Genomic DNA, 23,490 nt, shown 5'->3' on the forward strand with positions numbered 1-23,490 from the left:
GAACCTCTTTCTTACATACAATCTACATATTTTATTTGATCCCAATTTCCTGAATATGCTCCAGAAATATTAAAGCAAATTTGCCTATTTTTTTTCTCAGTTCCTTTTGTTCAATAGTTTCCTTCGCATAAAAGGCATCTCGTTTTTTATCATACTCTTCCACGGCTTTCTGCTGTGAATAATATCCGTTCCATAACCTCTCCATCATACGGGGAGTACAAGAGACTATTCCCAATAAGCTTATAAAAAGTAAAAACAACTTAATAAATATTTTCATAATACTTTCTTCCTCCATATTCAAAAATCCCGTTACCTGATGAGCTATTTCTTAAATGAAATTTCCCATCTTTGTCTCGAATTAAAATATTTGGTGCGGAAGTATTAATAAGATTTCCATTCTGATCTTTTTGAGGTTTTCCCCATAATCTTACATAATCCTTATATTCTTGGTTTTCAATTTCCTTACCATTTTGATCTAATAGCGGTTGATTATTATCTCCCTTCAAAAATTCATCTGGCACTTTTCCATAATATCCACTATGTGAATAACAAAGTTCTCCGCAAGCGCCACCTGTCACCGTATTACCACCTAAAATCACCGGAGGCAAGGCGACAAAATCCTGATTGTGAGAAGCCTGACCAAATGTAGTCGATACGCCATCGTAATATTCTGAATTTGCTGCTGCACCGACAAAACGCCCCCCTTTCCAACAGTGTTAAATATCACAAATTACATTTTCCCGTACTCCATTTAGGATTTTGTGTGCCACATTCTGCCGGGTGAAAATAAATATATCCTTTAGAAGACATACAAGCACGAAACTTCTCGTACCCTACCTTAAAATCATATAAACTTTCATTTGAACCACAGGATCTAATATCATTTAATCTTTGTTGAGGATTTGTATTTCCAATACTATTCTGTTTTTGGTAACCAGCTATAACAGGGTAAGGTTTTCCCCTGTTCCGATAACAATTACTACTAGAGACTGTTTGAATAATAGGTCTAAAGCATTCTCCCTCAAAATCATAATATAAACATCCATTTAGTAAAATTAATAACATTATAAAAATACCCTTTTTCATTTATTGCCCTCCTATTTTCATAAGAACTTCTACCATATCAGATGACATTACATCAGATAAGGCAAATGGGGCTGCTACAGTAATCGCCACAACAGTTGTAATATCCGCACGAACTTGCGCTATCGGATCTTTTTCTGCAGTATTTCCATCTTTGTCATAAAATCTCCAAACCTGCCCTCCAATTAAATCATGAGTTCCTGCAAAAGATTCAACCACTTTATCAGACAAATCTCCCGGTTTATAAGGAATCACTATATCCCCTAAATACCACCCTCCGTCAATAGATTGGTATATCATAAATTACATTTTCCCGTACTCCATTTAGGGTTTTGATTTCCACAATCATATCCTTTAAGCCGGATATATCCTTTACTTCCCATACATTTTTCAAATCGCTCTACAACTTCTGGAATAATAACCATATTGTTATCTCTATCTCCTTTTATATTAAAAGAATTTTCTTTCTTAGATATATTAACCCCTCCACATAGCTTGACATCAACCCACCGTTGAGCAGTATCCGTATGCCCTATAGTTTCAGTTTTTTGGAAAAATGCGATATATGGATATGCCCCTCCTTTATCAACACAACTTACATTTTGTGGACTATACCAACACCCATTATGAAAATAACATCCTGTTAAATAAAATGAAATAACGAGAACATACCAATTTTTCATATTATTGCCCCCCTATTTTCATCAGAACTTCTACCATGTCGGATGACATTAAATCAGATAAGGCAAATGGAGCTGATACAGGAATTGCCACAACAGTTGTAATATCCGCACGAACTTGTGTGATAGGGTCTTTTTCTGCAGTATTTCCATCCTTGTCATAAAATCCCCATATTTGCCCTCCTTTAAAATCATGATTTCCTGCAAAAGATTCAATCACTTTATCAGATAAATCACCTGGTTTATAAGGAATCACGATGTCCCCTAAATACCATCCTCCTTCAATAGATTGGAAACCACCTGTTGGTCCATATAATTTATTAACTCCTTCATTTTTATTTATAGTCGGGTCAATCGCATCAAATAATGTGTAATTTTTATTTCCATAAAATGTCTTTGATCCATCGGCATTATCTACACAACGACCAACGGAAGAATCACAAATCGCCTTCACATCAATCCTCACACCACCCAGTTTCACACCATCAAAATACCCACTATCATAGGAATCATTGCGTAACACTTGTTGTCCTGTTTTCGCATCTTTAATTCCCTTAAATAGCCGTGAATTTTTCAGCGTTTCCTCTCGCATTTTGGTAGCAGCAAGTTGTAACGTGCCTTGGGTGATGGCGATTTCAGGTGTTCCGCTCGCCATTCCAACTACCGTTTCAAGCAATCGTTTTTGATATTGCCGTTTATAAATTTCATCATAAAGTGCGGTCTTTTCTTCCTCCGTTTTGGCTTCTTTAATTTTGGCTCGTAATTCCGCTTGTTTTGGTTCTACATAGGCATTGATTGTGCTGAAAGCATTTTCTCTAAAGTCTTTCGTCACTTTCACTTGAACGTTTAGCTCTTTTAATACCTTGTCTTTATCAAATTGATTGTCCAACTTGCCTGAATTCGCCTGAGCGGTTTCGGTCGTTACCGCCGTTTTTATTTCAGACAAAGTTTCATCTACGGTTTTACCCGTCTTTTCAAGTTGAGCTGTTTTATCCCTAATTTCGATGTTTTTCGTATTAATTCCGCTGTGCGTGATACTCGATTGAGACGCTTTGTCATAACCCATACCGGCTGAAAGTCTGCCATTAAAATCGCCTTTTAATATTTTGGTCGGGTTGCCATTTTCATCTTTGCCGGTTTCAAGAGTATTTGAACCAAACGCCATCAACTTAGCCCCGCCGACTTCTTTTGCAGCTTCACCGCCTCCCATACTTGTCGAACCCGAAACACCAAAGGAAGTACCTTTATAATTCGCATGGTTTTCAACGTTTTGAGCGGTAAGAGTTCCCGTACTGAAGCGGTTTTTGCCTTGGTCTTCAGCCTGTTGGCTTGAGGTGATTAAACCGCCTTTGAGACTGGTGTGATTCCCAACATTGATTTGATAACCCTCATCACCGGCATAAATCCCCGATTGTTCCACTACGCTTGCATAATCCGATTTAATATTGGATTGGCTGTAGCTGCCTGAAGCGGAGAAACCATAACCTACGGTGACTTGTCCGCTCACGTTCATTTGTTTACCTTGATATTTCATCTTGTCCTGTAAACTTTCGATATGAAGGTTTTCGGCATTTAAGACCACACCTTTGCCCTGCACTTGTGCCCCTTTTAGGGTCGCGTTATTGCCTGCTTGAATCAGGGTTTGACTTGAACTGTCGCCAATATGGCTGTTTCGATAGGTTTCGTCATCTCCATTGCCATAGCCTCTGCCATAATTCCCCCCTGCGGTTATGCCGAAAGACACGCCATTGCCCACTGCAATAGCAACCCCTGCATTAAAACCACTGGATTTATTTCGGCTACGCTCTTTGTGGGTTTGCTGTTGGGCGGTCAAATTCACGTCATTATCGGCAATCAGGGCTGTGCCTTGTTTACCACCCACATCTGAACCGATGATATTGATATTCGATTGTTTGCCGCCTCCGCTTGCTTGAATCATCACTTTACCGCCTGCATTCACTTGGCTATTATTTGCCGTGCTGCCTTCGGTACGGCGGGTTTCTTCACTTTTTTGTTCACTGTAAGTAATAGAAACACTCACCGCTTCTGTCGGTACGGTGCCGTTTTGCATTAATTCACCCAGGGATTTCCCTACCTGCCCAAGGGTTTGCCCTGCTCGGTAAGCCGTCCAACCTGCATTGGCTGCTGCCATAGCATTAATGCGGTTGTCCTTGCCTCCCGCCACCTTTTGGGTAGAATCTGTTACTTGTTTTACTACATTTACCCCCAAGGCTTAGCATCCGGTTTGCTATGCTTGGCTCGCCACTCAATACATAAAGGTCTGTTCCACATTGTTCTTTCTTCACAAACAGGACCACTTTCTAAATACCAACCTTTTTTCTCTAAGCACAAATTCACTTCTGGGTAATCACTTTCCCCCACGACAGGATCCATACCGCAAGCTCGCATATCATTTTCACGGCGAGTTAATAATTCAAAAAAACTCCCCTCTTTTAGCGGTGGATATAATTCTATCGAATTATGAAGTCTCCACTTATAATAAGGGGGGGGGGCTTAAAGCCGCCAAAAGAGCACCCTAATAGCAATACTGTAGAAAGTGTTAAGCAACATTTTTTTATCATTTTTAATTCTCCTATTTTTTATTTAACTCATAAATACGTTGTTCTTTATTCATTATTAAATCCCCTTCTTTACGATAACCATCTGTTACACATTGCTTTTGCCCTAATCCATGACAATTGTGTACCGATGAATCATCACCAAACATATCTAGGAGCTTTTTACCTAGCCAATGATTATGTTCGTTATCCTTCATCGTTGCCGGATTTCCGCCAAGCAATAAAGGCATACTTCCCACCGGATCTGATTCATGATTTTCAATACGAATAGAACCTTCCTTATTGGATTCATTTCTTGATTCTCCGGTTTGTAATCGGCTTAATCTATTATCAGAACGCGTTACATCTGCAGCGGGTCCCACCATTTTGACTAATGTGCCGGAAAGTATTTTCTTTTCCTGATTTTCTTTGGTATCTAAGGCATTTAATGCGTTAGCAACCGTCAAGGTGCCTCGACTATGCGCACCGATAAAAAGATTATTTTTGCCATAATTTTCCATCAATCCCTTCACCTGTAAGCTGGAGTTATCCATACCTAACAAATTACCAAAAGAGGTTTCAAACATTTTTTCATAACCGGCAACCAGTAATTCGGAAATAGGATTAGAAGCTTTAGGATGATGGACAAAATACATATCTTTATAGATTCTTGTGTCTATATTTCCGCTTTCTCCTTTCTTAGCCACATAATTTTGGGAAGCAAATTTTGCCGCGGCATTTTCATCATTAAAAATTCCATTAAACGCCACTACCGTTCTCGTTTCTGATTTTCCTGTTACAGGATCGGTGTACGTTACTTGCTTCAAGTTTTGTCGTTCTTGATCGGAGACTTCTCTCAGCCGATAAATATTGCGACCTTTACCTAATTGATCATATTTATAATTCTCTAACTCTTGTTGATACTCAGCTTGAGTAATTTCACCTTGCCGTAGCTTTTTATCTACCACCTTACGAGCCTCATCATCAAGGTCTTTTTCAAGATTATGATCTTTTACAGGATTACCTTTTTCATCTGTTTCCACTGCCATCATCCGATGCTCAGCAATAAACATGGTGCGATAAGCTTCATCCGTTAAGCCTGCCACATTTGAGTAAAACGATTTCTTAATCGCCAAATCCGTTTCAACTTCTTTTTGTAAATCTTGATAATTTTGTTTTTGTAAACTGTTGGTTTGTGCGTTTGTTCCTTTCGTAATTTGTTTGATATTTTCTTGTCCCTGAGAGTCTTTAATATCAAATTGCCCCTCACTAATAACCGATAACGTGGTACTTGACGCATTTTCAGCTTTTTTACTATTCCCCAATAAATTAGTTAATCCAATTTTAGCTAATGCGTAAAAATCGGCACTGTGTACATCATTTTCACCTAAGCCAAATCCAATCGGGCTACGATTCGTTTTATTTGGGTTCGCTTGTTCAAAAGTTTCTCCGTTTTTCTCCCTTTGGGTACGATAAATACGATTATTTTCCTTATCTTCCTCAGAGGTTTGATCCCGCCCAATCGAAAATCCTGCCGTTAATCCTACCGCACTTGCTTTAGTATTGGCGTGATTTTCGATTTCTTTAAAACTAAACATTTTGGCTGAGAGTTTATTTTTTGACGCCTCAGCATTAGAAAGAATTGCACCTCCAATCAGATTAATTTGATTCTCAACATTGATTTGATAACCCTCATCTCCGGCATAAATCCCCGATTGTTCCGCTACACTTGCATAATCCGAGTTGATTTTTGATTGGTTATAACTGCCTGAAGCAGAGAAGCCGTAACCGACAGTGACTTGTCCGCTCACGTTCATTTGTTTACCTTGATATTTCATCTTGTCCTGTAAACTTTCGATATGAAGGTTCTCGGCATTCAAGCTTACGCCTTTGCCCTGTACTTGTGCCCCTTTTAGGGTCGCGTTATTGCCTGCTTGAATCAGGGTTTGACTTGAACTGTCGCCAATATGGCTGTTTCGATAGGTTTCGTCATCTCCATTGCCATAGCCTCTGCCATAATTCCCCCCTGCGGTTATGCCGAAAGACACGCCATTGCCCACTGCAATAGCAACCCCTGCATTAAAACCGCTGGATTTATTTCGGCTACGCTCTTGGTGGGTTTGCTGTTGGGCTGTGAGATTCACGTCATTATCGGCAATCAGGGCTGTGCCTTGTTTACCACCCACATCTGAACCGATGATATTGATATTCGATTGTTTGCCGCCTCCGCTTGCTTGAATCATCACTTTACCGCCTGCATTCACCTGGCTATTATTTGCCGTGCTGCCTTCGGTACGGCGGGTTTCTTCACTTTTTTGTTCACTGTAAGTAATAGAAACACTCACCGCTTCTGTCGGTACGGTGCCGTTTTGCATTAATTCACCCAGGGATTTCCCTACCTGCCCAAGGGTTTGCCCTGCTCGGTAAGCCGTCCAACCTGCATTGGCTGCCGCCATGGCATTAATGCGGTTATCTTTGCTTTCACCTACGGTTTGTACCGAGTCCGCTACTTGTTTCACTGCATTTATCGCTGCTTGGATTGGCGTGTTAATCGCTATCGTCAACCCTTTCTGCTCAAACGTGCGTTTGTAGTTGGTTTCGTATTTATCACTTGCTGCGGCGATATCCACTTGTTCGGCTTGAATAGAGACATTCCCTTTCACCGAAGTCACGTGGCTGGCACTTTGGCTGTAGTGCTTATCTGCTATCAGCGTTGTATCACCGTTCAAACTCCCTACTTGGCTTTTTTGGGCGTAGTATTTGGTTTGGTCGTTCTCCACGCTTTCTTTACGCATTCCAACACTAAAACCAAAGCCTCCGCTGCCCATTAGTCCCGATTTGCTCGTTTTTTCAAAGTCTTGTTCAAACATTCGATTTTCCGCTTCTTGGATAGCGATATTCTGTGCTATTGCGGTAAAGCCCTTTTCCCCCACAACTGAGGAACCCTGTACAGTGACATTGCCCTTATCGGCACGCAATAAGATACGATTTCCATCAATCGCAGAACCTTCCGCCATATCGTAGCTGTGGTCGTGTTTTGTGGTGACGGTTGTTTTTTGCAATGTGCCGCTGTGTGTACTTTTGGCGCCAAACGCAAGTTGTTCTTTATTACGTCCTTCTTGAATTTGTATATCACCATTAATTGATGTGATGGCGAGGGTGCCGTTATTACTGTGTAAAGCGGCTTGGCGAACCCTGGTCGCATTTTGGCTTAAAATGGAAATATGATTAGCGGCATTTAGTTTTGAGCCGATTTCTTGCTGTTGGTCTAAGCGAGAATAGTTATCCAAATTGGCGTTATAATGCTGTTTATTGCTTGTCGATACCGTGCCAATATCTACCTTATCCCCTTGAATGTGAATAACATCTGCATTGAGATTCGCTGCTTTGAGTGTGACATCTTTCGGGCTGATAATTTGCAACTGCCCCTTCACATCAATTTCCGCTTGGCGATTCAGATTGGTATGGGCAAATTGATTGCCAAAGCCATCATAATTGGCTGAACTGCTGGTTTGGCTTGCAATTTCTACACCTTGATTTCCCATCAGTACGGCAGAATCCAAGGCTTGAATTTTACCTCCAAGATTCACCAACTTCTGTTTGGCAAGTAAATTGACACTACTACCCAGCACAATCCCCTGATTGTTCAAATGTTCTGCTGAAAGTGCGGTCAGATTTCGACCTGCAATGGTACCGCTGTTTGTAATGTTACCCTTGATATTCCCACTGATTTCCCGTGCCGAAATTAAAGCACCTTGCGTGGTAACGTCAAGATTGCGGGAAACCAAATAAACTTGCGGTGTGAGGACGGTTAAGGTTTTACCGCTCGGTAAGGTGATTTCTTTATTCACCAGCCATACCATATCAAGAATAAGTTTATCCATTACTTACATTATCAGTAAAATACTATTAATCACTTCATTCCATTTTCCACCCACATTTTTTAGCTAGCATTTTATATTCCTCATTAGATAGTCCTTTAATATAGTCCGATGACACATAACAATCTTCATATAGCTTGTCATATACCTGATTAATTAAAAAACAGCCTGTTAATAATATTGATATCATTGCTACAATACTCATTTTCAGCATAATACCTCCATTTTCTTTTGTAACATAAATTTTACCTAAATTTGTAACTAATTACTTGAATAGTTAGTATCTAACTCAAATTTATAGTCAGGATCATTTAAGCATTTATGGTAAATATCCATATCTATTTCTTCAGTATACTTTATTTTATTTCTAGCAATTTCTTGCTGTCTAGCTCTACATTTTTCAGAGTTTTTATACCACAAAGTTTTAGAAATCTGATCACAATTCCAATTTAAAAAACCACATGGATAACATCCTGATAATAAAGAAATAGAAGCAATAAAATAAATAACGTTAAAATGGTTTCTCATTATAAAAATCCTTATCACTATTATTAGCTGGTTTTATTAACTGTGGTATAGATGAATTGTCACCGTTATGTTTCGGTTTCCCCCAAATTTTTTCAAATTCTTTATATTGAGGATTACCAACAGAATTTTCCTTACTTACCATATCCCCTGAGTAATCAATATATTGCCCTTGTTTATTTTTTAAGTATGCCTCGGGCACTTCAACATAATAACTGCTATGTGAATAACAAAGCCAGCAAGCTCCACCTGTTGCTTCGTTACTACCAAGTAAACCCAATCCCCATTTATTGCCGACAAAATCTGCTTGATGCACAGCCGAATAAGCACCACTTTGATAGATTTTTCTGTTTTCTCCTGTATAGCTGTATCCATTTCTTTGTAATTGCTCTGCGTAAGCCTGGACATTTGTTGCTGTACCATAAAAACGAGATTTCCGTATTGGAACATTTTTCACACCTTTCCAAATATTCATATCTTGCAAGGAAATGCTTGCAGTTAATCCTCCTCGACTATGGTTACTGGTATCTATTTTATAACCTTGATTCATCGCTTGAAGATATAAATCTTGATTGGCTTTTTGGGAATTACTCAGCGGTAATCCTCCCCATAAAAATTTATCATTCAATTTGTCATAAGCCGCATACATCAATTCGGATGGCAATGAAGTCAGTATTTTCCATTCCCCCCAACCTTTATAATCCCCTGTGGGTGGATTCATTATGGTAATAATACCCTTTTGATTGGTTTCTGATGTATTTTGCTTCTGTGCATTTTTCAACGCATCCTCTCTGTCATTAAAAATCCCCGGATTAGAAATTGTTAAGAGATTTCCATTTTCTCTCAATATTTGTCGTTCTTCCGCTGTTAAGTCGTTCAACGACCAGATTTGTCGGCTATTTTCTCTCCTGTTACATTCCCCATTAGAAGAATTACATTTTTGGAACCAGATTTCTTTCGGTGCAGTAACAGAACGATAAACTCTGTCCGCTTGTGTTGTAGCATACATTCCCCAAAGCGTATTAGAGTTCCCAACACTGCCAAGTGCTAATCCCAATCCCATATCTAACCAACGCACTTTTTCATCTAAGCTCTTAGCTTCCTCATCCAACTTCATTGAATGTCCAGTATCATAACCACCATTTTGTTTTCGAATGTTAGTTGCTTCAGCCCGTTTACTATCAACAATAGCATATAATTCATCCTTAATATCCTGTCGATTTTTATCAAACTCTTGAGTAACGGCAAGCTGTGTATTCAGCTCTTTTTGAACCCTGTCTTTATCAAAATTATTCGCTAAAACACCCGAATTTTTGACCGCACTTTCACTGGTGACATCCGTCCTAATGGCAGACAACGTCTCTGCAACAGTTTTACCGCTTTTACTTAATTGGGCATTTGCATTACGGATTTCGATATTGGCAGTATTAATACCACTCTTAGTGACACTGGATTGACTCCCTGTGTCATAACCAAAACCAATCGATTTACTCACAGAAAATTGTCCTTCCGCTTTGGTTGTAACATCACCTGTCTGCGTATCAATCCTTTGTTCTTGGGTATTGTTTCCAAACGTCATCAACTTAGCCCCTCCCACTTCTTTTGCACTTTCTCCTCCACCCATACTGGCAGAACCCGAAACACCAAAGGCAGTGCCTTTATAATTCGCATGGTTTTCAATGTTTTGGGCGGTAAGAGTTCCCGTACTGAAGCGGTTTTTGCCTTGGTCTTCAGCCTGTTGGCTTGAGGTGATTAAACCGCCTTTAAGACTGGTGTGGTTACCCACATTAATTTGATACCCCTCATCTCCGGCATAAATCCCCGATTGTTCCACTACACTTGCATAATCCGAGTTGATTTTTGATTGGTTATAACTGCCTGAAGCAGAGAACCCGTAACCGACAGTGACTTGTCCGCTCACGTTCATTTGTTTACCTTGATATTTCATCTTGTCCTGTAAACTTTCGATATGAAGGTTCTCGGCATTCAAGCTTACGCCTTTGCCCTGTACTTGTGCCCCTTTTAGGGTCGCGTTATTGCCTGCTTGAATCAGGGTTTGACTTGAACTGTCGCCAATATGGCTGTTTCGATAGGTTTCGTCATCTCCATTGCCATAGCCTCTGCCATAATTCCCCCCTGCGGTTATGCCGAAAGACACGCCATTGCCCACTGCAATAGCAACCCCTGCATTAAAACCGCTGGATTTATTTCGGCTACGCTCTTGGTGGGTTTGCTGTTGGGCTGTGAGATTCACGTCATTATCGGCAATCAGGGCTGTGCCTTGTTTACCACCCACATCTGAACCGATGATATTGATATTCGATTGTTTGCCGCCTCCGCTTGCTTGAATCATCACTTTACCGCCTGCATTCACCTGGCTATTATTTGCCGTGCTGCCTTCGGTACGGCGGGTTTCTTCACTTTTTTGTTCACTGTAAGTAATAGAAACACTCACCGCTTCTGTCGGTACGGTGCCGTTTTGCATTAATTCACCCAGGGATTTCCCTACCTGCCCAAGGGTTTGCCCTGCTCGGTAAGCCGTCCAACCTGCATTGGCTGCCGCCATGGCATTAATGCGGTTATCTTTGCTTTCACCTACGGTTTGTACCGAGTCCGCTACTTGTTTCACTGCATTTATCGCTGCTTGGATTGGCGTGTTAATCGCTATCGTCAACCCTTTCTGCTCAAACGTGCGTTTGTAGTTGGTTTCGTATTTATCACTTGCTGCGGCGATATCCACTTGTTCGGCTTGAATAGAGACATTCCCTTTCACCGAAGTCACGTGGCTGGCACTTTGGCTGTAGTGCTTATCTGCTATCAGCGTTGTATCACCGTTCAAACTCCCTACTTGGCTTTTTTGGGCGTAGTATTTGGTTTGGTCGTTCTCCACGCTTTCTTTACGCATTCCAACACTAAAACCAAAGCCTCCGCTGCCCATTAGTCCCGATTTGCTCGTTTTTTCAAAGTCTTGTTCAAACATTCGATTTTCCGCTTCTTGGATAGCGATATTCTGTGCTATTGCGGTAAAGCCCTTTTCCCCCACAACTGAGGAACCCTGTACAGTGACATTGCCCTTATCGGCACGCAATAAGATACGATTTCCATCAATCGCAGAACCTTCCGCCATATCGTAGCTGTGGTCGTGTTTTGTGGTGACGGTTGTTTTTTGCAATGTGCCGCTGTGTGTACTTTTGGCGCCAAACGCAAGTTGTTCTTTATTACGTCCTTCTTGAATTTGTATATCACCATTAATTGATGTGATGGCGAGGGTGCCGTTATTACTGTGTAAAGCGGCTTGGCGAACCCTGGTCGCATTTTGGCTTAAAATGGAAATATGATTAGCGGCATTTAGTTTTGAGCCGATTTCTTGCTGTTGGTCTAAGCGAGAATAGTTATCCAAATTGGCGTTATAATGCTGTTTATTGCTTGTCGATACCGTGCCAATATCTACCTTATCCCCTTGAATGTGAATAACATCTGCATTGAGATTCGCTGCTTTGAGTGTGACATCTTTCGGGCTGATAATTTGCAACTGCCCCTTCACATCAATTTCCGCTTGGCGATTCAGATTGGTATGGGCAAATTGATTGCCAAAGCCATCATAATTGGCTGAACTGCTGGTTTGGCTTGCAATTTCTACACCTTGATTTCCCATCAGTACGGCAGAATCCAAGGCTTGAATTTTACCTCCAAGATTCACCAACTTCTGTTTGGCAAGTAAATTGACACTACTACCCAGCACAATCCCCTGATTGTTCAAATGTTCTGCTGAAAGTGCGGTCAGATTTCGACCTGCAATGGTACCGCTGTTTGTAATGTTACCCTTGATATTCCCACTGATTTCCCGTGCCGAAATTAAAGCACCTTGCGTGGTAACGTCAAGATTGCGGGAAACCAAATAAACTTGCGGTGTGAGGACGGTTAAGGTTTTACCGCTCGGTAAGGTGATTTCTTTATTTACCAGCCATACCATATCGGAAGTCAACTCCGCCATTTGTGCAGCCGTTAAGCCCACTCCCGGCGTTAAATTAAATTTATTGGCATAATAAACCCCGTTATTCATTAACGCCTTATACTGTTCAAAGTCTGAGCTGTAATTATCTAAGAAACGGCGACCGGTTAATCGGTTAATTTGTTCGTTGATTAAACGTTGCTCATAGAAACCGTCACCAAGGCGTTTTTGTACGTTGTTGTGATCATAACGCAAGGCATTGAACATATAATCGGAACTGAGCCATTTTTTGCGATCGGTGAATTTGCTGTCCGTTTCCACCAAATAGCCATTTGGTGCATCAGGATTAATTTGATACAAACCGGCTTTCGGTAAGGTGATTTCTGCCAAATGGGTTTTGATCACCGGCAGACGATTATCCCCCAATTTTTCAGGGTAGCTCGCAGAAACTTGTCCGGAAATGACCGCACTTGCCGGAGTCACAATGTTTCCTTTCTCAATAGATGCCGATAAGCTTGATGTTGCAATGGTTTTTAATTCAACCTTCGTTGAATTTGATTTGCTATCAATTTCCGTATTTGTGCCGATAACGTCATTGCCGATTTCATTTAACACTTTATTAAAGGTGAAATGCGCTGTCGGGTGTATTTCACTGAAATCGCCTCTTCCTTTGCCATAAACCGCCCAACGTTTTTTACCTCTTACCCCATAACGCTTGCGTTCTTTTCCAAAGCTATTCCATTTTCCCGTATCCGTCACATCAATATCCCCGAGAATATCAATATTTTTTAAGGTAATGCCTCCTGCCGTTAAATTACCGTTGTTTTCGTTTTTCGTAAAAATACTATCGCCTAATAACAACGCTTTACCGACAGATAATGTTGAAGCATTATTTTCTAAATCCGAACCGGAAAGCGATAACGTGCCACCGATGAGAATTTTAGCCGGATCACGATGTTCAATCGTACTGGTTTTCGTATGGCGATTGTAATCCCAGGTTGTCCAATAACGGGAAGCGATTCTCGTCCCGTCTTTTAAAATAAAATAAGAGTTGGAATCATGTTTGTCATTATTTTTTAGCTCAAAACGCCCCTCACCGCCATCTTTATTGAGTAACGCATAACGTTTTGAATTTTTTGAAGGAGCATATTCAATAATATGCTCATCAGTATGATGTTCTCCCAGTTTTAAATGAAGATCGTGGTTTAATAACCGTTCTGTTTTAACCTCACCATTCCCCAAGGCTTCAATGGTCGCACTGCCGTTATCCACAAATTTAGCGTAACCGATAGCTTGATTTTGATCATTTAATTGACCGCCGATAGCAATATCTCCAATACTGAAAATCAAACTGTGATCACGATTGATTAATGTACCTACACCCAAATCTAAACGTTCGCGTGCAGCGATGGTTGCCGATTTTTCACCTTGATTGAGATTATTCAGTTTCTCTGCTTGAATAGCTAAATGATCGCCGTAAATCCGACCGCTACCAAGGTTATTTAACGTGCCGGTTTTAATAATATTTTCCGTGCCGTCTAATAACCCGTAATTAGTAATAGTACCAGTATTAATTAATGTCCGATTTGCGGAAATTTCAGCATTTTGATGATTAATTAAATTTGCAGCACTGAACGATGCCTGATTGCCAACAATTTGTTTCACATTATTCACAAAATCACCAAGCGTACTGAAAGTTAAATTATTTCCCACTTGGAAAGCCTGATTTAAGGTAAAGTTGTCAGTAAGAACAATTTCAGCATTTCCTTGGGTCTTAATCGTCCCTTCATTTTGCAAAGTTTTGGCTTTTAAATTCAGCTGTTGACCGGCTTCAATCGTTCCCGCAAGGTTATCGACAACTAATTGATTCGCTTGCGAATAAATTTTCGCTGTTTGTCCTGCTAAAAATTCTCCTGCTTGATTATTAAACTGATTCTCAATGATGGCAGATAGGGTATTCGTAGCATAAATACCACCTTGTCGATTATTTAACTCAGCAGTATTGAGTTGAATGTTTTTAGCTTGTAACCCTTGGTTTGGTTTGTCGCCTGTTGCAACGGTTTGTTGGTTATTAAGCTGTATTGCTGTGATATTTAATGTATCATTAGCACCAATCAATGAACCATTTTGCCCCTCTTTCCGATTATTAATCGTTGCAGCATTTAAGTGCGTATTTGCTCCCCAAATCGATCCTTTTTGGTTATCAATTTGATCTGCGTGGATTGTGGTTTGAGCTTGTGCATTAACAATACCTTTTGTATTGGTGAGCGTTCGGGTATTAATTGCCAAGTTTTCAGCCGTTGCAATTCTGCCTTGGGTATTATTAAGCTGACTAATGTTATTTAATACAACCGAACCTAGCCCTACAATACCTTGGCGTTCTTCTTGCGTTTGCTGATTATTAAGTTGTTGATTGTTGGTATCGATTACGAGAGTTTTGTCTCCTCGCAACAAACCTTGTTGATTATTAATTGCTCCGCTATTTAATTTAACCGCATTGGCAAAAATTTGTCCTTGAAGATTATTTAATGCCTCTCCTTGCGTATTAATATTTAGCTCACCTAGGCTGATAATTGAACCTTTGGCATTATTTAACACATTTGAGACGATATTCAGTGCGGTATGGGTAAATACCATCCCCTTCTCATTATTAATTCCGGCGCTGATAACCTCAGCACTATTTGCCATTATTACGCCATCTTTATTACTAATCTCGTTTACACGCAAGGTGGCATTTGATTTACTCTGTACAATTCCCTCATCATTATTCAGATTTCCACTATTAAGACGAAGATTTTCCTTAGCAAATAGCGTACCCTTGGCATTGTTTAAGGTGGCATTATCGGTATTAATCACCAAATCATTATGACGACTCGCAACCGTTGAATTGGTGTTATCCAATCCGCCTTTCACATCAATAACAACCGAGTGATTACCTAAAATAGCACTCTCGGATTGAGTCAAGGATTTTGCCAGCTTCATATTGATTTCATTGGCTGAAATGGTAGAACGATTTGCTGATACTAAGCTATCGCCTATTATGTTGAGCTGATGATTTACGGTAATATTCCCTTGCTGCTGTTCAATAATTGGCGTTGTAATAGATAATGAGCTGGCTTGTAATTGACCACCACGACTATAATATCCATTATTCAAACGTAATTCTGCTTGTTGAGCGGCATACACTTTGCCTGAATCATTGAATAGCTTGTCCGCATTTATCGCCAAATTCCGATTGCTCCCGATAAAACCGAGCGTATTATCCACTGTTGCACTGTTTACAGCGAGATGACCTAAGGCAATTATGCCTTTTTGTATATTGTCACTTATATTAGTTTGCCGATTGGAAATATCTCGGATATTGAGAGACATATTACCAAGGCTTTTAATAAGCCCATTGGTATTCATTAATTGATTAGCTTGTAAACTAAGATTGTTGTTCGCAAACAACATACCTTGTGCCGAATTGAGTTTATCGGAAATCTTTATTGTAAGATTTTGACCGGCAATTAACCGTCCTGAGGTGTTATCAATATCATCGGCATTTACATTAAAATCACCACCTGTGCTAAAGGTACCGCCCTGGTTCTGAATATGGCGGGCGTTCAAGCTAAAATCGCCCGTACCGAATTGTTGCCATAATGCATTTTGGGTATGTAAATTTTGTTGCGATGTTTGAATACGATTTGCAGCAAGCTGACTGTTTTGGGTTGAAAGCGTTTTTGGTGTAGAAATCCTTAAATTTTCAACCGCACTTAATCGGCTATTATCGGCTTGCACATCACCGGATTTGGCAATGACTACAATATCATAAGCATGGTTTTGGCTATTATCTAAATTAACCGATTGTGCATTGATATTAAGTTTACCGCTTGCCATATGACGACTGGCAAGTTGCGCTTTATTCTCCGCTTGAATATCAATATTTGCACCTTGTGCTGATTGGCTATCTAATTGGCGTGTTTCACCATTCGCCGTTTGAGTGGTCGTTACACCGGCTGCAATCAATGCGGATTGTGCCGCACTAATATCATTAGCTTTATAACTGATTTTACCTTTTGCAACAGTTTCACCCCGTTGGCTAATGGTGTTTTTGGCACTAGCACTAATACCGCCGGCTTGAGCAATAACATTACCGTTTTGTTTGATATTAGCGTTAGATTGTAATTCGATATGTTGCGTTTTAGCTTCAATCCGACCGTTATTTTCAATCTCTTTTGGTGTCTTTAACGTAATCTGACGTTGAGCATTGAGTATACCGCTATTGACAATTTTACCTTGCGAGTCAACAGTCAAAGTTTCGGCACTTGCTCCGATATGCCCTGCATTGCGTACACCTAATCCTTGTTCCGTGCCAACTAAATGAATTTTACCCGCATACATTCCGCCAAGTTCACTCACATCTAATGCAAAGTGCGGTTGATTTTCGGCGAGTTTTTCGCTTGAAATTCGGGTGATTTGTAAATCGTTATCGGCATTTTCAAGGCTAGCTTGTTTAATCTCATTTTGCCCGGTGACTACATTGAGTTTTTTACCCGCCCATAAGCCTGCATTAATTTCCGCTTCACGGGCGAGAATATTCGTATAATCCACACGGCTGTTATCCAATCCCTTTCCATTAACTTTTACTTTTCCTCTTTCAATCTTAAAGCTCTCTATTTGACCGTCTTTAATCTGCGGTTTACCCGTGGTCATTGTGCTACGGGCGGCATTAATCGTACCGCAACCGTCACAATACAAACCGTTCGGATTGGCAATAATCACTTCCGCTTTTTTACCTGCCACTTCCAAATAACCTTTCAACTGGCTTGGGTTATTTGAAGTCACTTCATTTAGGATAACTTTTGCCTCTCCTCTGACTAAATAAGGGTTGCCTTGTACCATTCCAGCTTGCTGTGTGAGGGTCGTTTTACGACTGTTATTTAAAATCGCCCCTTTGGTATCCACATTGAAATCTTGATATTTATTATGAGAAAGCCCTTTGTCATTCGGGGTTTGAATATTGACTTGCGGTAAACCGTTTGCAGTTTGTAGCACTATCGGTTGTTGATTTTTCGGTGCATTCGGGTCGGCTTTAATAATTAAGGTATCGGCAACGGCTTGCGAGGAAAACACAACAAAACCCAACGCACAAAATAAACTAAACGATAACGGTTTTAGCGTTGCCCAAATAGCTTCAAAACTAACCGCACTTTGGTGTTTTTCGCCTGAGCTTGACTTATCCGCTGATTTTGCCAACTCGGATGTCACCACTAAACGTTGTAATGTATTACTGAAGATGACACAAAAGCATTTTTTATTCATATTAACCCCCTAAAAAGAATAGGCTACAAAATTTAGATGACTTAAAAGGTAATTCCTATATTAAAACCGGTTACAGCATTAGAAGTACGAAACCCCGATGGTTTACTAAGCGGGCGACTGATAAAAAAATCATAGTAAAAATGCCGCCAACCGCCACGAATACCGAGAGCAGCTCCTATTAAATGATGTCCTAATCGCATTTCTTCATCACGCCCCGTAACACGACCTCCGTCTAGTGCCAAATATACCCATTGCCCTTTGTTTGCTATATTCCAACTCAATTCATTACGCCATAACCAACCACGATCACCGGAAAGGGTAAGTTCGCCGTCAAAACCACGTACCGTATGACGACCTCCGATACTAAACCGATCCTGTTGGATTAATGGGGTTTTATTCCATTGTGCCGACCAAGCCGTATTTAGCGCCCAAGGCTGCTGACCGATATGAAAAGGGTAATTTAATTCAACGGATGCCGTGATAATTTGTGGTCGAGAAGTCCCCTCCCCCCAATATTCTTCCGGAGCCTCCATCGAACGACGAACTCCGGTTCCCCATTTAAAACCACCGGAAAATTTTAATGTTGCCGTATCAATGTATTCGATATGATTAAGATTCACTTGCCAGCCCGCCATACGCCGACGTTGTACATCGATCTCAGCATTATTAATATAGTTTTGTGAATGACGAGACCAAAAACCGCCGGAAACTGTCGTTTTGCGTACCGCATTACGATAGAGTAAATAAGCAAGATGAATATTAGTGTATTCACTCCGACCGGAATAAATATAACTGTTATTAAAAGCCCCGAAGATTTCTTGATGATATTGGCTTTTATTGAATGAGGCGGAAAGAGTCCAATAACCAAAGGGTACGGCATAATAAAAACCGTAATTTTTACTGGCTCGTCCGCCTTTATCATCCGTATGACGTTTTAGACTGTGGGTGAAGTGAGCGTAAAACAAATCATTGGCGGAAAAAGGATTATCCCAAGAAAGCACACCGGAACCTTGCCATTTTCCGGTGGACTTTGAACCGGAGTCATCAAGACTTAAATTTAATCGAAAAGGGAAACGTTGTTGATAGGTAATTTTGACATCACTGTCACCTACTTGGACATTGCTATTTCCGGCAGGCAATATTTCGATATTGGCATCAGCGGTAGGTACTCGCTTGAGATTTTCTAAAGACTGCTCTATATCCCGTACATTAAGTAAATCACCTTGTCCAAAAGTCGTCGCAGTCTTTGCCGTTAATTTACTAAACCAAGGAATGTAACTCGCATCAGCTACGATGGTATGCCTTACCCTCCCCGGAATAACGGTGAGAGAAAAAATCCCCTTGGTTAAATCCTGCTCTCCTGCAACCACTCGAGTGGTGATATAACCTTTTTCAATAATATTATTTTGCACTTGTTTCATCAACAAGCCCAGCCCCTCACTACCAAAACAGTGCGGAAACTTTACGTTCAGTTGTCTAACCGCTTGATTTAATGCCCAAGAAAATCGGCTTTGTTTTGATGAGGTGTCAGTGGAATAATCGGAAAGGACAATTTGGTAAATAGGGTAACAAGGAGATTCGTTATCAGGAAGTGCGGTCGATTTTATCGGTGAAATATCCATTCGGACATCGGCATCGGGACGAAATTGTTCCGCCTGCTGCTGAATTTGTTCCGTTTGCCGTTGTTGTTGAGCAGCGTCAATACGAATTAAATCACGGCGTGGAATTTCCTCTGCATATAACGTTGATGAAATACCACTAAAAAGAATAATAAAGAAAATTGATTTTCTCATATAAACAATCCAATCAATAATAAAAATAAACTCCTATACTTTGAGGAAGTACAGGAGTTGTTAAAATTTCAGATACTACGGAGTAAACGCTCAAACTCTGAAAAAATCGACCGCACTTCCCCAAATAACAAATTAACCATTGTAGCGTTTAAACACTAAAGTTGCGTTTGTGCCGCCAAAGCCGAAGCTGTTTGACATAACGGTTTGCAGACCTGCATTTTCTTTGGTTTGCGTTACGATATTACAGCCTTCCGCCGCTTCATCTAAGGTTTCGATATTGATACTTGGCGCAATAAAATCATTGTGAAGCATTAATAAAGTATAGATGGCTTCATGCGCACCGGCTGCGCCTAATGAGTGGCCGGTCATTGATTTCGTGGAGGAAATCGCCGGTACGTTCGAACCGAATACGTTTTTGATTGCGCCTAGTTCTTTTACATCCCCGACCGGTGTTGAAGTGCCGTGAACATTGATGTAATCAATAGGGCTATCTACTGTTGCCATCGCTTGTTTCATACAACGCTCTGCGCCTTCACCGCTTGGTGCAACCATATCGTAACCATCGGAAGTCGCTCCATAGCCGACAATCTCCGCATAGATTTTTGCGCCACGGGCTAGTGCGTGTTCTAATTCTTCAACCACCACCACTGCACCACCACCTGCAATCACGAAACCGTCACGGTTTGCGTCATAAGCACGGGAAGCCTTCTCCGGCGTTTCATTATATTTCGTTGAAACCGCACCCATTGCATCAAATTCGGTTGCACATTCCCAAGATAATTCTTCCGCACCGCCGGCAAAAACCACATCTTGTTTGCCTAATTGAATCAACTCAAGCGCATGACCGATACAATGCGCGGAAGTAGCGCAAGCGGAGCTAATAGAATAACTCACGCCACGAATTTTATAAGGTGTCGCCAAACAAGCGGATACGCTGGATGCCATCGTTTTAGTTACGGCATAAGGCCCAATCGCCTTCACACCGCGCGGGCCTCGCACCGCATCGCAGGCAACTAATTGGTTATGAGCCGAGCCCGTGCCGGCACCAATAACCAACCCGGTACGGTCGTTGGAAACTTGATCTTCGGTTAAACCGGCATCTTCAATCGCTTCACGCATAGAAAGATAAGCATAAGCTGCTGCATCACCCATAAAACGATAGACTTTACGATCAATATGTTCGCTTGGATCCAATTTAATGGTGCCCGCTACATGGCTACGCATTTTCATTTCCACAAATTCAGGCACAACTTCAATGCCGGATTTACCCGCTTTTAGCGAAGCAAGCACTTCCTCTTTATTGTTACCGATACTTGAAATAATACCAAAGCCTGTAATCACAGCTCTTTTCATTGTTTCTTCCTTTTGTTTTGTATGTAAAAATAGCGACTCAAACTTACTACGAAATAAAAATATTTCAAGCAATAATTCATTTGTTTGACCAGTTGCCACCGCCAACAAATTCAATAAGCCAAGAAGTTCAGTATTATGGTTCAGTTGTACAAAGATAATTTTACATCCAACATTTATTTGGGTAGGGTGCGTTAGCTTTGCGTAACGCACCCTACATTTGTGCCACTGCGACATAATAATGAGAAACTCGGTTATTATAAGTCAATTCAACCATGCAAGAAAGGAATAAAAATGCAGCTAATTCACCCCGCAAAAATTCATTTTAATGAAGAAAATACACCAGTCTCCGATCAATTTGATGATGTTTATTTTTCCAACCAAGACGGATTGGCGGAAACGGACTATGTATTCTTACAGGGAAATCAATTATGGGAACGTTGGCTTACCCATCGGTGCGAGCATTTTGTCATTGCAGAAACCGGGTTTGGTACGGGGTTAAATTTCTTTGCCGCCACCCAATTATTTCGTGAATTTCGTCAGCAGCACCCAAATATGCCATTAAAACGTCTTTATTTTATTTCTTTTGAAAAATATCCGCTGCCATTGACCGCACTTCAGCAAGCCCATCGTACTTATCCGCAGTTTGTCGAATTAAGCCGACATTTACAACGTTATTGGCAATCGCCTATTCAAGGTTGCTATCGCATTCATTTTGATGAAACCACGCTTGATTTATGGCTTGGCGATATAGCCGAAAATTTACCTCAGCTCGGCGATTATATGAATGAATCTATCGATGCCTGGTTTTTAGATGGCTTCGCCCCAAGTAAAAATCCGGATATGTGGAACGAAAACCTATACAGCCAAATGCAACGCCTCACCAACCCCCAAGGCACATTTGCCACCTTCACGGCGGCAAGTGCGGTAAGAAAAGGCTTGATTTCCGCAGGTTTTAGCGTGGAAAAACGAAAAGGATTCGGCAAAAAGCGGGAATGTTTGAGCGGACAAAAAACGCAGCCAAAACCGACCGCACTTTCTGCACCTTGGTATTTACCGAAATCCGCCAATATGAAAAAACAAGACATCGCCATTGTCGGTGGCGGTATCGCTTCGCTTTGTACGGCAATTTCTTTACTTAAACGAGGGGCAAATATCACCCTTTATTGTGAAGATGAGCAACCGGCACTCAATGCTTCCGGTAACAAACAAGGTGCATTTTATCCGCAGCTGAGTGATTACAACGAACTCACCATACGTTTTTACATTCACGCATTCGCTTACGGTAAACAATTACTGGATTGGGCAGAAGAACAACAGATTGAGTTCGAACATCAATTTTGTGGTGTCTCATTATGTGCTTACAATGAGAAAAGTGCGGTTAAATTAGACAACATTTCTCGTTTAGGTTTACCGAATGAATTATTTGAAAAACTCAATGCCGCACAGCTAAGTGAAAAAGTCGGGTTGCCGCTTTCTTGCGGCGGTGGATTTATTTCTCAAGGCGGCTGGCTTGCCCCACGTCAATTTGTACAAAATGCTTTTGCACTATTGAAAAAATGCGGCGTAACAATCAAAACCTCACAAAAAATCACCGCACTTTCACAAACCGAATCAGGCTGGCAGCTCCTTAATTCCAAAAATGAAGTCATACAACACGAGGTTGTTGTACTTGCCAACGGTTATAAAATCACTGATTTTAGCCAAACCGAAAAGTTGCCGCTCTACCCTATTCGCGGACAAGTGAGCCAAATTCCGACATCAGAAAACTTACTGAAACTGCGATCCGTACTTTGTTATGACGGTTATCTCACCCCAACCGATTACACCAAAACCACCCATTGTATCGGCGCAAGCCACCTGCGTGATAATACGGATCGTACTTTCAGTGAAAAAGAACAATACGAAAATCAACAAAAACTCCAACAAAATATCGCCCGACCTTGGACACAAGATGTGGATACTTCCGGCAATCTTGCTCGAATAGGTATTCGCTGCTCGGTGCGTGATCTCGCCCCAATGATCGGCAATGTGCCGAACTTTGACAGACAATACGAGGATTATCGCAATCTTTTTAACCTTCGCCGCCGAAAACAACCGATTGAAAGTGCGGTCAATTTTCCGAATCTTTTTCTCTGTGCCGCATTAGGATCACGCGGATTAACCTCGGCTCCATTATTGGGTGAGACATTAGCTTCGCTCATTTACGGCGAACCTTTGCCTATAGGGGAAGATATTATGCAAAATTTATCGGCGAACCGATCTTGGGTAAGAAAATGGTTGAAAGGCGCAGAAGTGAAGTGAAATTTAATCAGCATTATGTATCGGTTGCACAAAAGCCAAAGGCGTAACGCACCGTTAAAG

At 41.0% G+C, this 23,490-nt stretch carries 13 protein-coding genes; 1 reads left to right on the plus strand and 12 read right to left on the minus strand.

Features of this window, described 5'->3' with window-relative positions; translation table 11 throughout:
- Positions 1-31 precede the first annotated feature (31 nt).
- The 12 genes from IHV77_RS03725 to fabB form a co-directional block, all read right to left on the minus strand.
- Entirely contained in the window at positions 32-277 is a 246-nt protein-coding gene (locus IHV77_RS03725; RefSeq protein WP_194812799.1) for a hypothetical protein, read from the minus strand.
- Entirely contained in the window at positions 261-578 is a 318-nt protein-coding gene (locus IHV77_RS03730) for a hypothetical protein (RefSeq protein ID WP_194812800.1), read from the minus strand. The genes IHV77_RS03725 and IHV77_RS03730 overlap by 17 nt, the downstream gene beginning before the upstream one ends.
- Before the next feature lie 145 nt (positions 579-723).
- Entirely contained in the window at positions 724-1,086 is a 363-nt protein-coding gene (locus IHV77_RS03735) for a hypothetical protein (RefSeq protein ID WP_194812801.1), read from the minus strand.
- Positions 1,087-1,338, minus strand: a complete 252-nt coding sequence (locus IHV77_RS03740; RefSeq protein WP_194812802.1) for a hypothetical protein — start codon at positions 1,336-1,338, stop codon at positions 1,087-1,089. It abuts the gene before it with no gap.
- Positions 1,339-1,379: 41 nt separating this feature from the next.
- Positions 1,380-1,766 (minus strand): hypothetical protein, encoded by a 387-nt coding sequence (locus IHV77_RS03745; protein ID WP_194812803.1) that lies wholly within the window; start codon positions 1,764-1,766, stop codon positions 1,380-1,382.
- 1 nt (position 1,767) lies between these two features.
- Complete coding sequence (locus IHV77_RS03750; protein ID WP_194812804.1) at positions 1,768-3,915, minus strand: hemagglutinin repeat-containing protein; 2,148 nt, start codon at positions 3,913-3,915, stop codon at positions 1,768-1,770.
- A 68-nt stretch (positions 3,916-3,983) separates the two neighbouring features.
- A complete protein-coding gene (locus tag IHV77_RS03755; RefSeq protein ID WP_228550031.1) occupies positions 3,984-4,157 on the minus strand; it encodes a hypothetical protein in 174 nt (57 codons plus the stop codon).
- A gap of 199 nt (positions 4,158-4,356) precedes the next feature.
- Complete coding sequence (locus IHV77_RS03760) at positions 4,357-8,205, minus strand: hemagglutinin repeat-containing protein (RefSeq protein WP_194812806.1); 3,849 nt, start codon at positions 8,203-8,205, stop codon at positions 4,357-4,359.
- 258 nt (positions 8,206-8,463) lie between these two features.
- The gene (locus tag IHV77_RS03765) at positions 8,464-8,730 is read right to left on the minus strand and encodes a hypothetical protein (protein ID WP_194812807.1); all 267 of its coding nucleotides are present in this window, start codon (positions 8,728-8,730) and stop codon (positions 8,464-8,466) included.
- Positions 8,714-17,983 (minus strand): two-partner secretion domain-containing protein, encoded by a 9,270-nt coding sequence (locus IHV77_RS03770; protein WP_194812808.1) that lies wholly within the window; start codon positions 17,981-17,983, stop codon positions 8,714-8,716. Before IHV77_RS03770 ends, IHV77_RS03765 begins: the two co-directional genes overlap by 17 nt.
- A 41-nt stretch (positions 17,984-18,024) precedes the next feature.
- Positions 18,025-19,776: a ShlB/FhaC/HecB family hemolysin secretion/activation protein gene (locus tag IHV77_RS03775; RefSeq protein WP_194812809.1), complete on the minus strand. Its 1,752-nt coding sequence runs from the start codon at positions 19,774-19,776 to the stop codon at positions 18,025-18,027.
- Between the two features lie 132 nt (positions 19,777-19,908).
- Entirely contained in the window at positions 19,909-21,129 is a 1,221-nt protein-coding gene (gene fabB / locus IHV77_RS03780; protein ID WP_194812810.1) for a beta-ketoacyl-ACP synthase I, read from the minus strand.
- Positions 21,130-21,420: 291 nt separating this feature from the next.
- Between fabB and mnmC the strand changes: the two genes are divergently transcribed.
- A complete protein-coding gene (gene mnmC, locus IHV77_RS03785; protein WP_194812811.1) occupies positions 21,421-23,430 on the plus strand; it encodes a bifunctional tRNA (5-methylaminomethyl-2-thiouridine)(34)-methyltransferase MnmD/FAD-dependent 5-carboxymethylaminomethyl-2-thiouridine(34) oxidoreductase MnmC in 2,010 nt (669 codons plus the stop codon).
- Positions 23,431-23,490 lie beyond the last annotated feature (60 nt).

Origin of the sequence: Rodentibacter haemolyticus (assembly GCF_015356115.1) — a bacterium.
In the GTDB taxonomy this organism is placed as follows: domain Bacteria; phylum Pseudomonadota; class Gammaproteobacteria; order Enterobacterales; family Pasteurellaceae; genus Rodentibacter; species Rodentibacter haemolyticus.

What these genes read in the sequence shown, in the direction of transcription:
- IHV77_RS03725 (WP_194812799.1), bottom strand. Translation starts at nt 277, where the DNA reads ATGAAAATATTTATTAAGTTGTTTTTACTTTTTATAAGCTTATTGGGA.
- IHV77_RS03775 (WP_194812809.1), bottom strand. Translation starts at nt 19,776, where the DNA reads ATGAGAAAATCAATTTTCTTTATTATTCTTTTTAGTGGTATTTCATCA.
- IHV77_RS03755 (WP_228550031.1), bottom strand. Translation starts at nt 4,157, where the DNA reads ATGGATCCTGTCGTGGGGGAAAGTGATTACCCAGAAGTGAATTTGTGC.
- IHV77_RS03760 (WP_194812806.1), bottom strand. Translation starts at nt 8,205, where the DNA reads ATGGATAAACTTATTCTTGATATGGTATGGCTGGTGAATAAAGAAATC.
- mnmC (WP_194812811.1), top strand. Translation starts at nt 21,421, where the DNA reads ATGCAGCTAATTCACCCCGCAAAAATTCATTTTAATGAAGAAAATACA.
- IHV77_RS03735 (WP_194812801.1), bottom strand. Translation starts at nt 1,086, where the DNA reads ATGAAAAAGGGTATTTTTATAATGTTATTAATTTTACTAAATGGATGT.
- IHV77_RS03770 (WP_194812808.1), bottom strand. Translation starts at nt 17,983, where the DNA reads ATGAATAAAAAATGCTTTTGTGTCATCTTCAGTAATACATTACAACGT.
- IHV77_RS03745 (WP_194812803.1), bottom strand. Translation starts at nt 1,766, where the DNA reads ATGAAAAATTGGTATGTTCTCGTTATTTCATTTTATTTAACAGGATGT.
- IHV77_RS03765 (WP_194812807.1), bottom strand. Translation starts at nt 8,730, where the DNA reads ATGAGAAACCATTTTAACGTTATTTATTTTATTGCTTCTATTTCTTTA.
- IHV77_RS03750 (WP_194812804.1), bottom strand. Translation starts at nt 3,915, where the DNA reads ATGGCAGCAGCCAATGCAGGTTGGACGGCTTACCGAGCAGGGCAAACC.
- fabB (WP_194812810.1), bottom strand. Translation starts at nt 21,129, where the DNA reads ATGAAAAGAGCTGTGATTACAGGCTTTGGTATTATTTCAAGTATCGGT.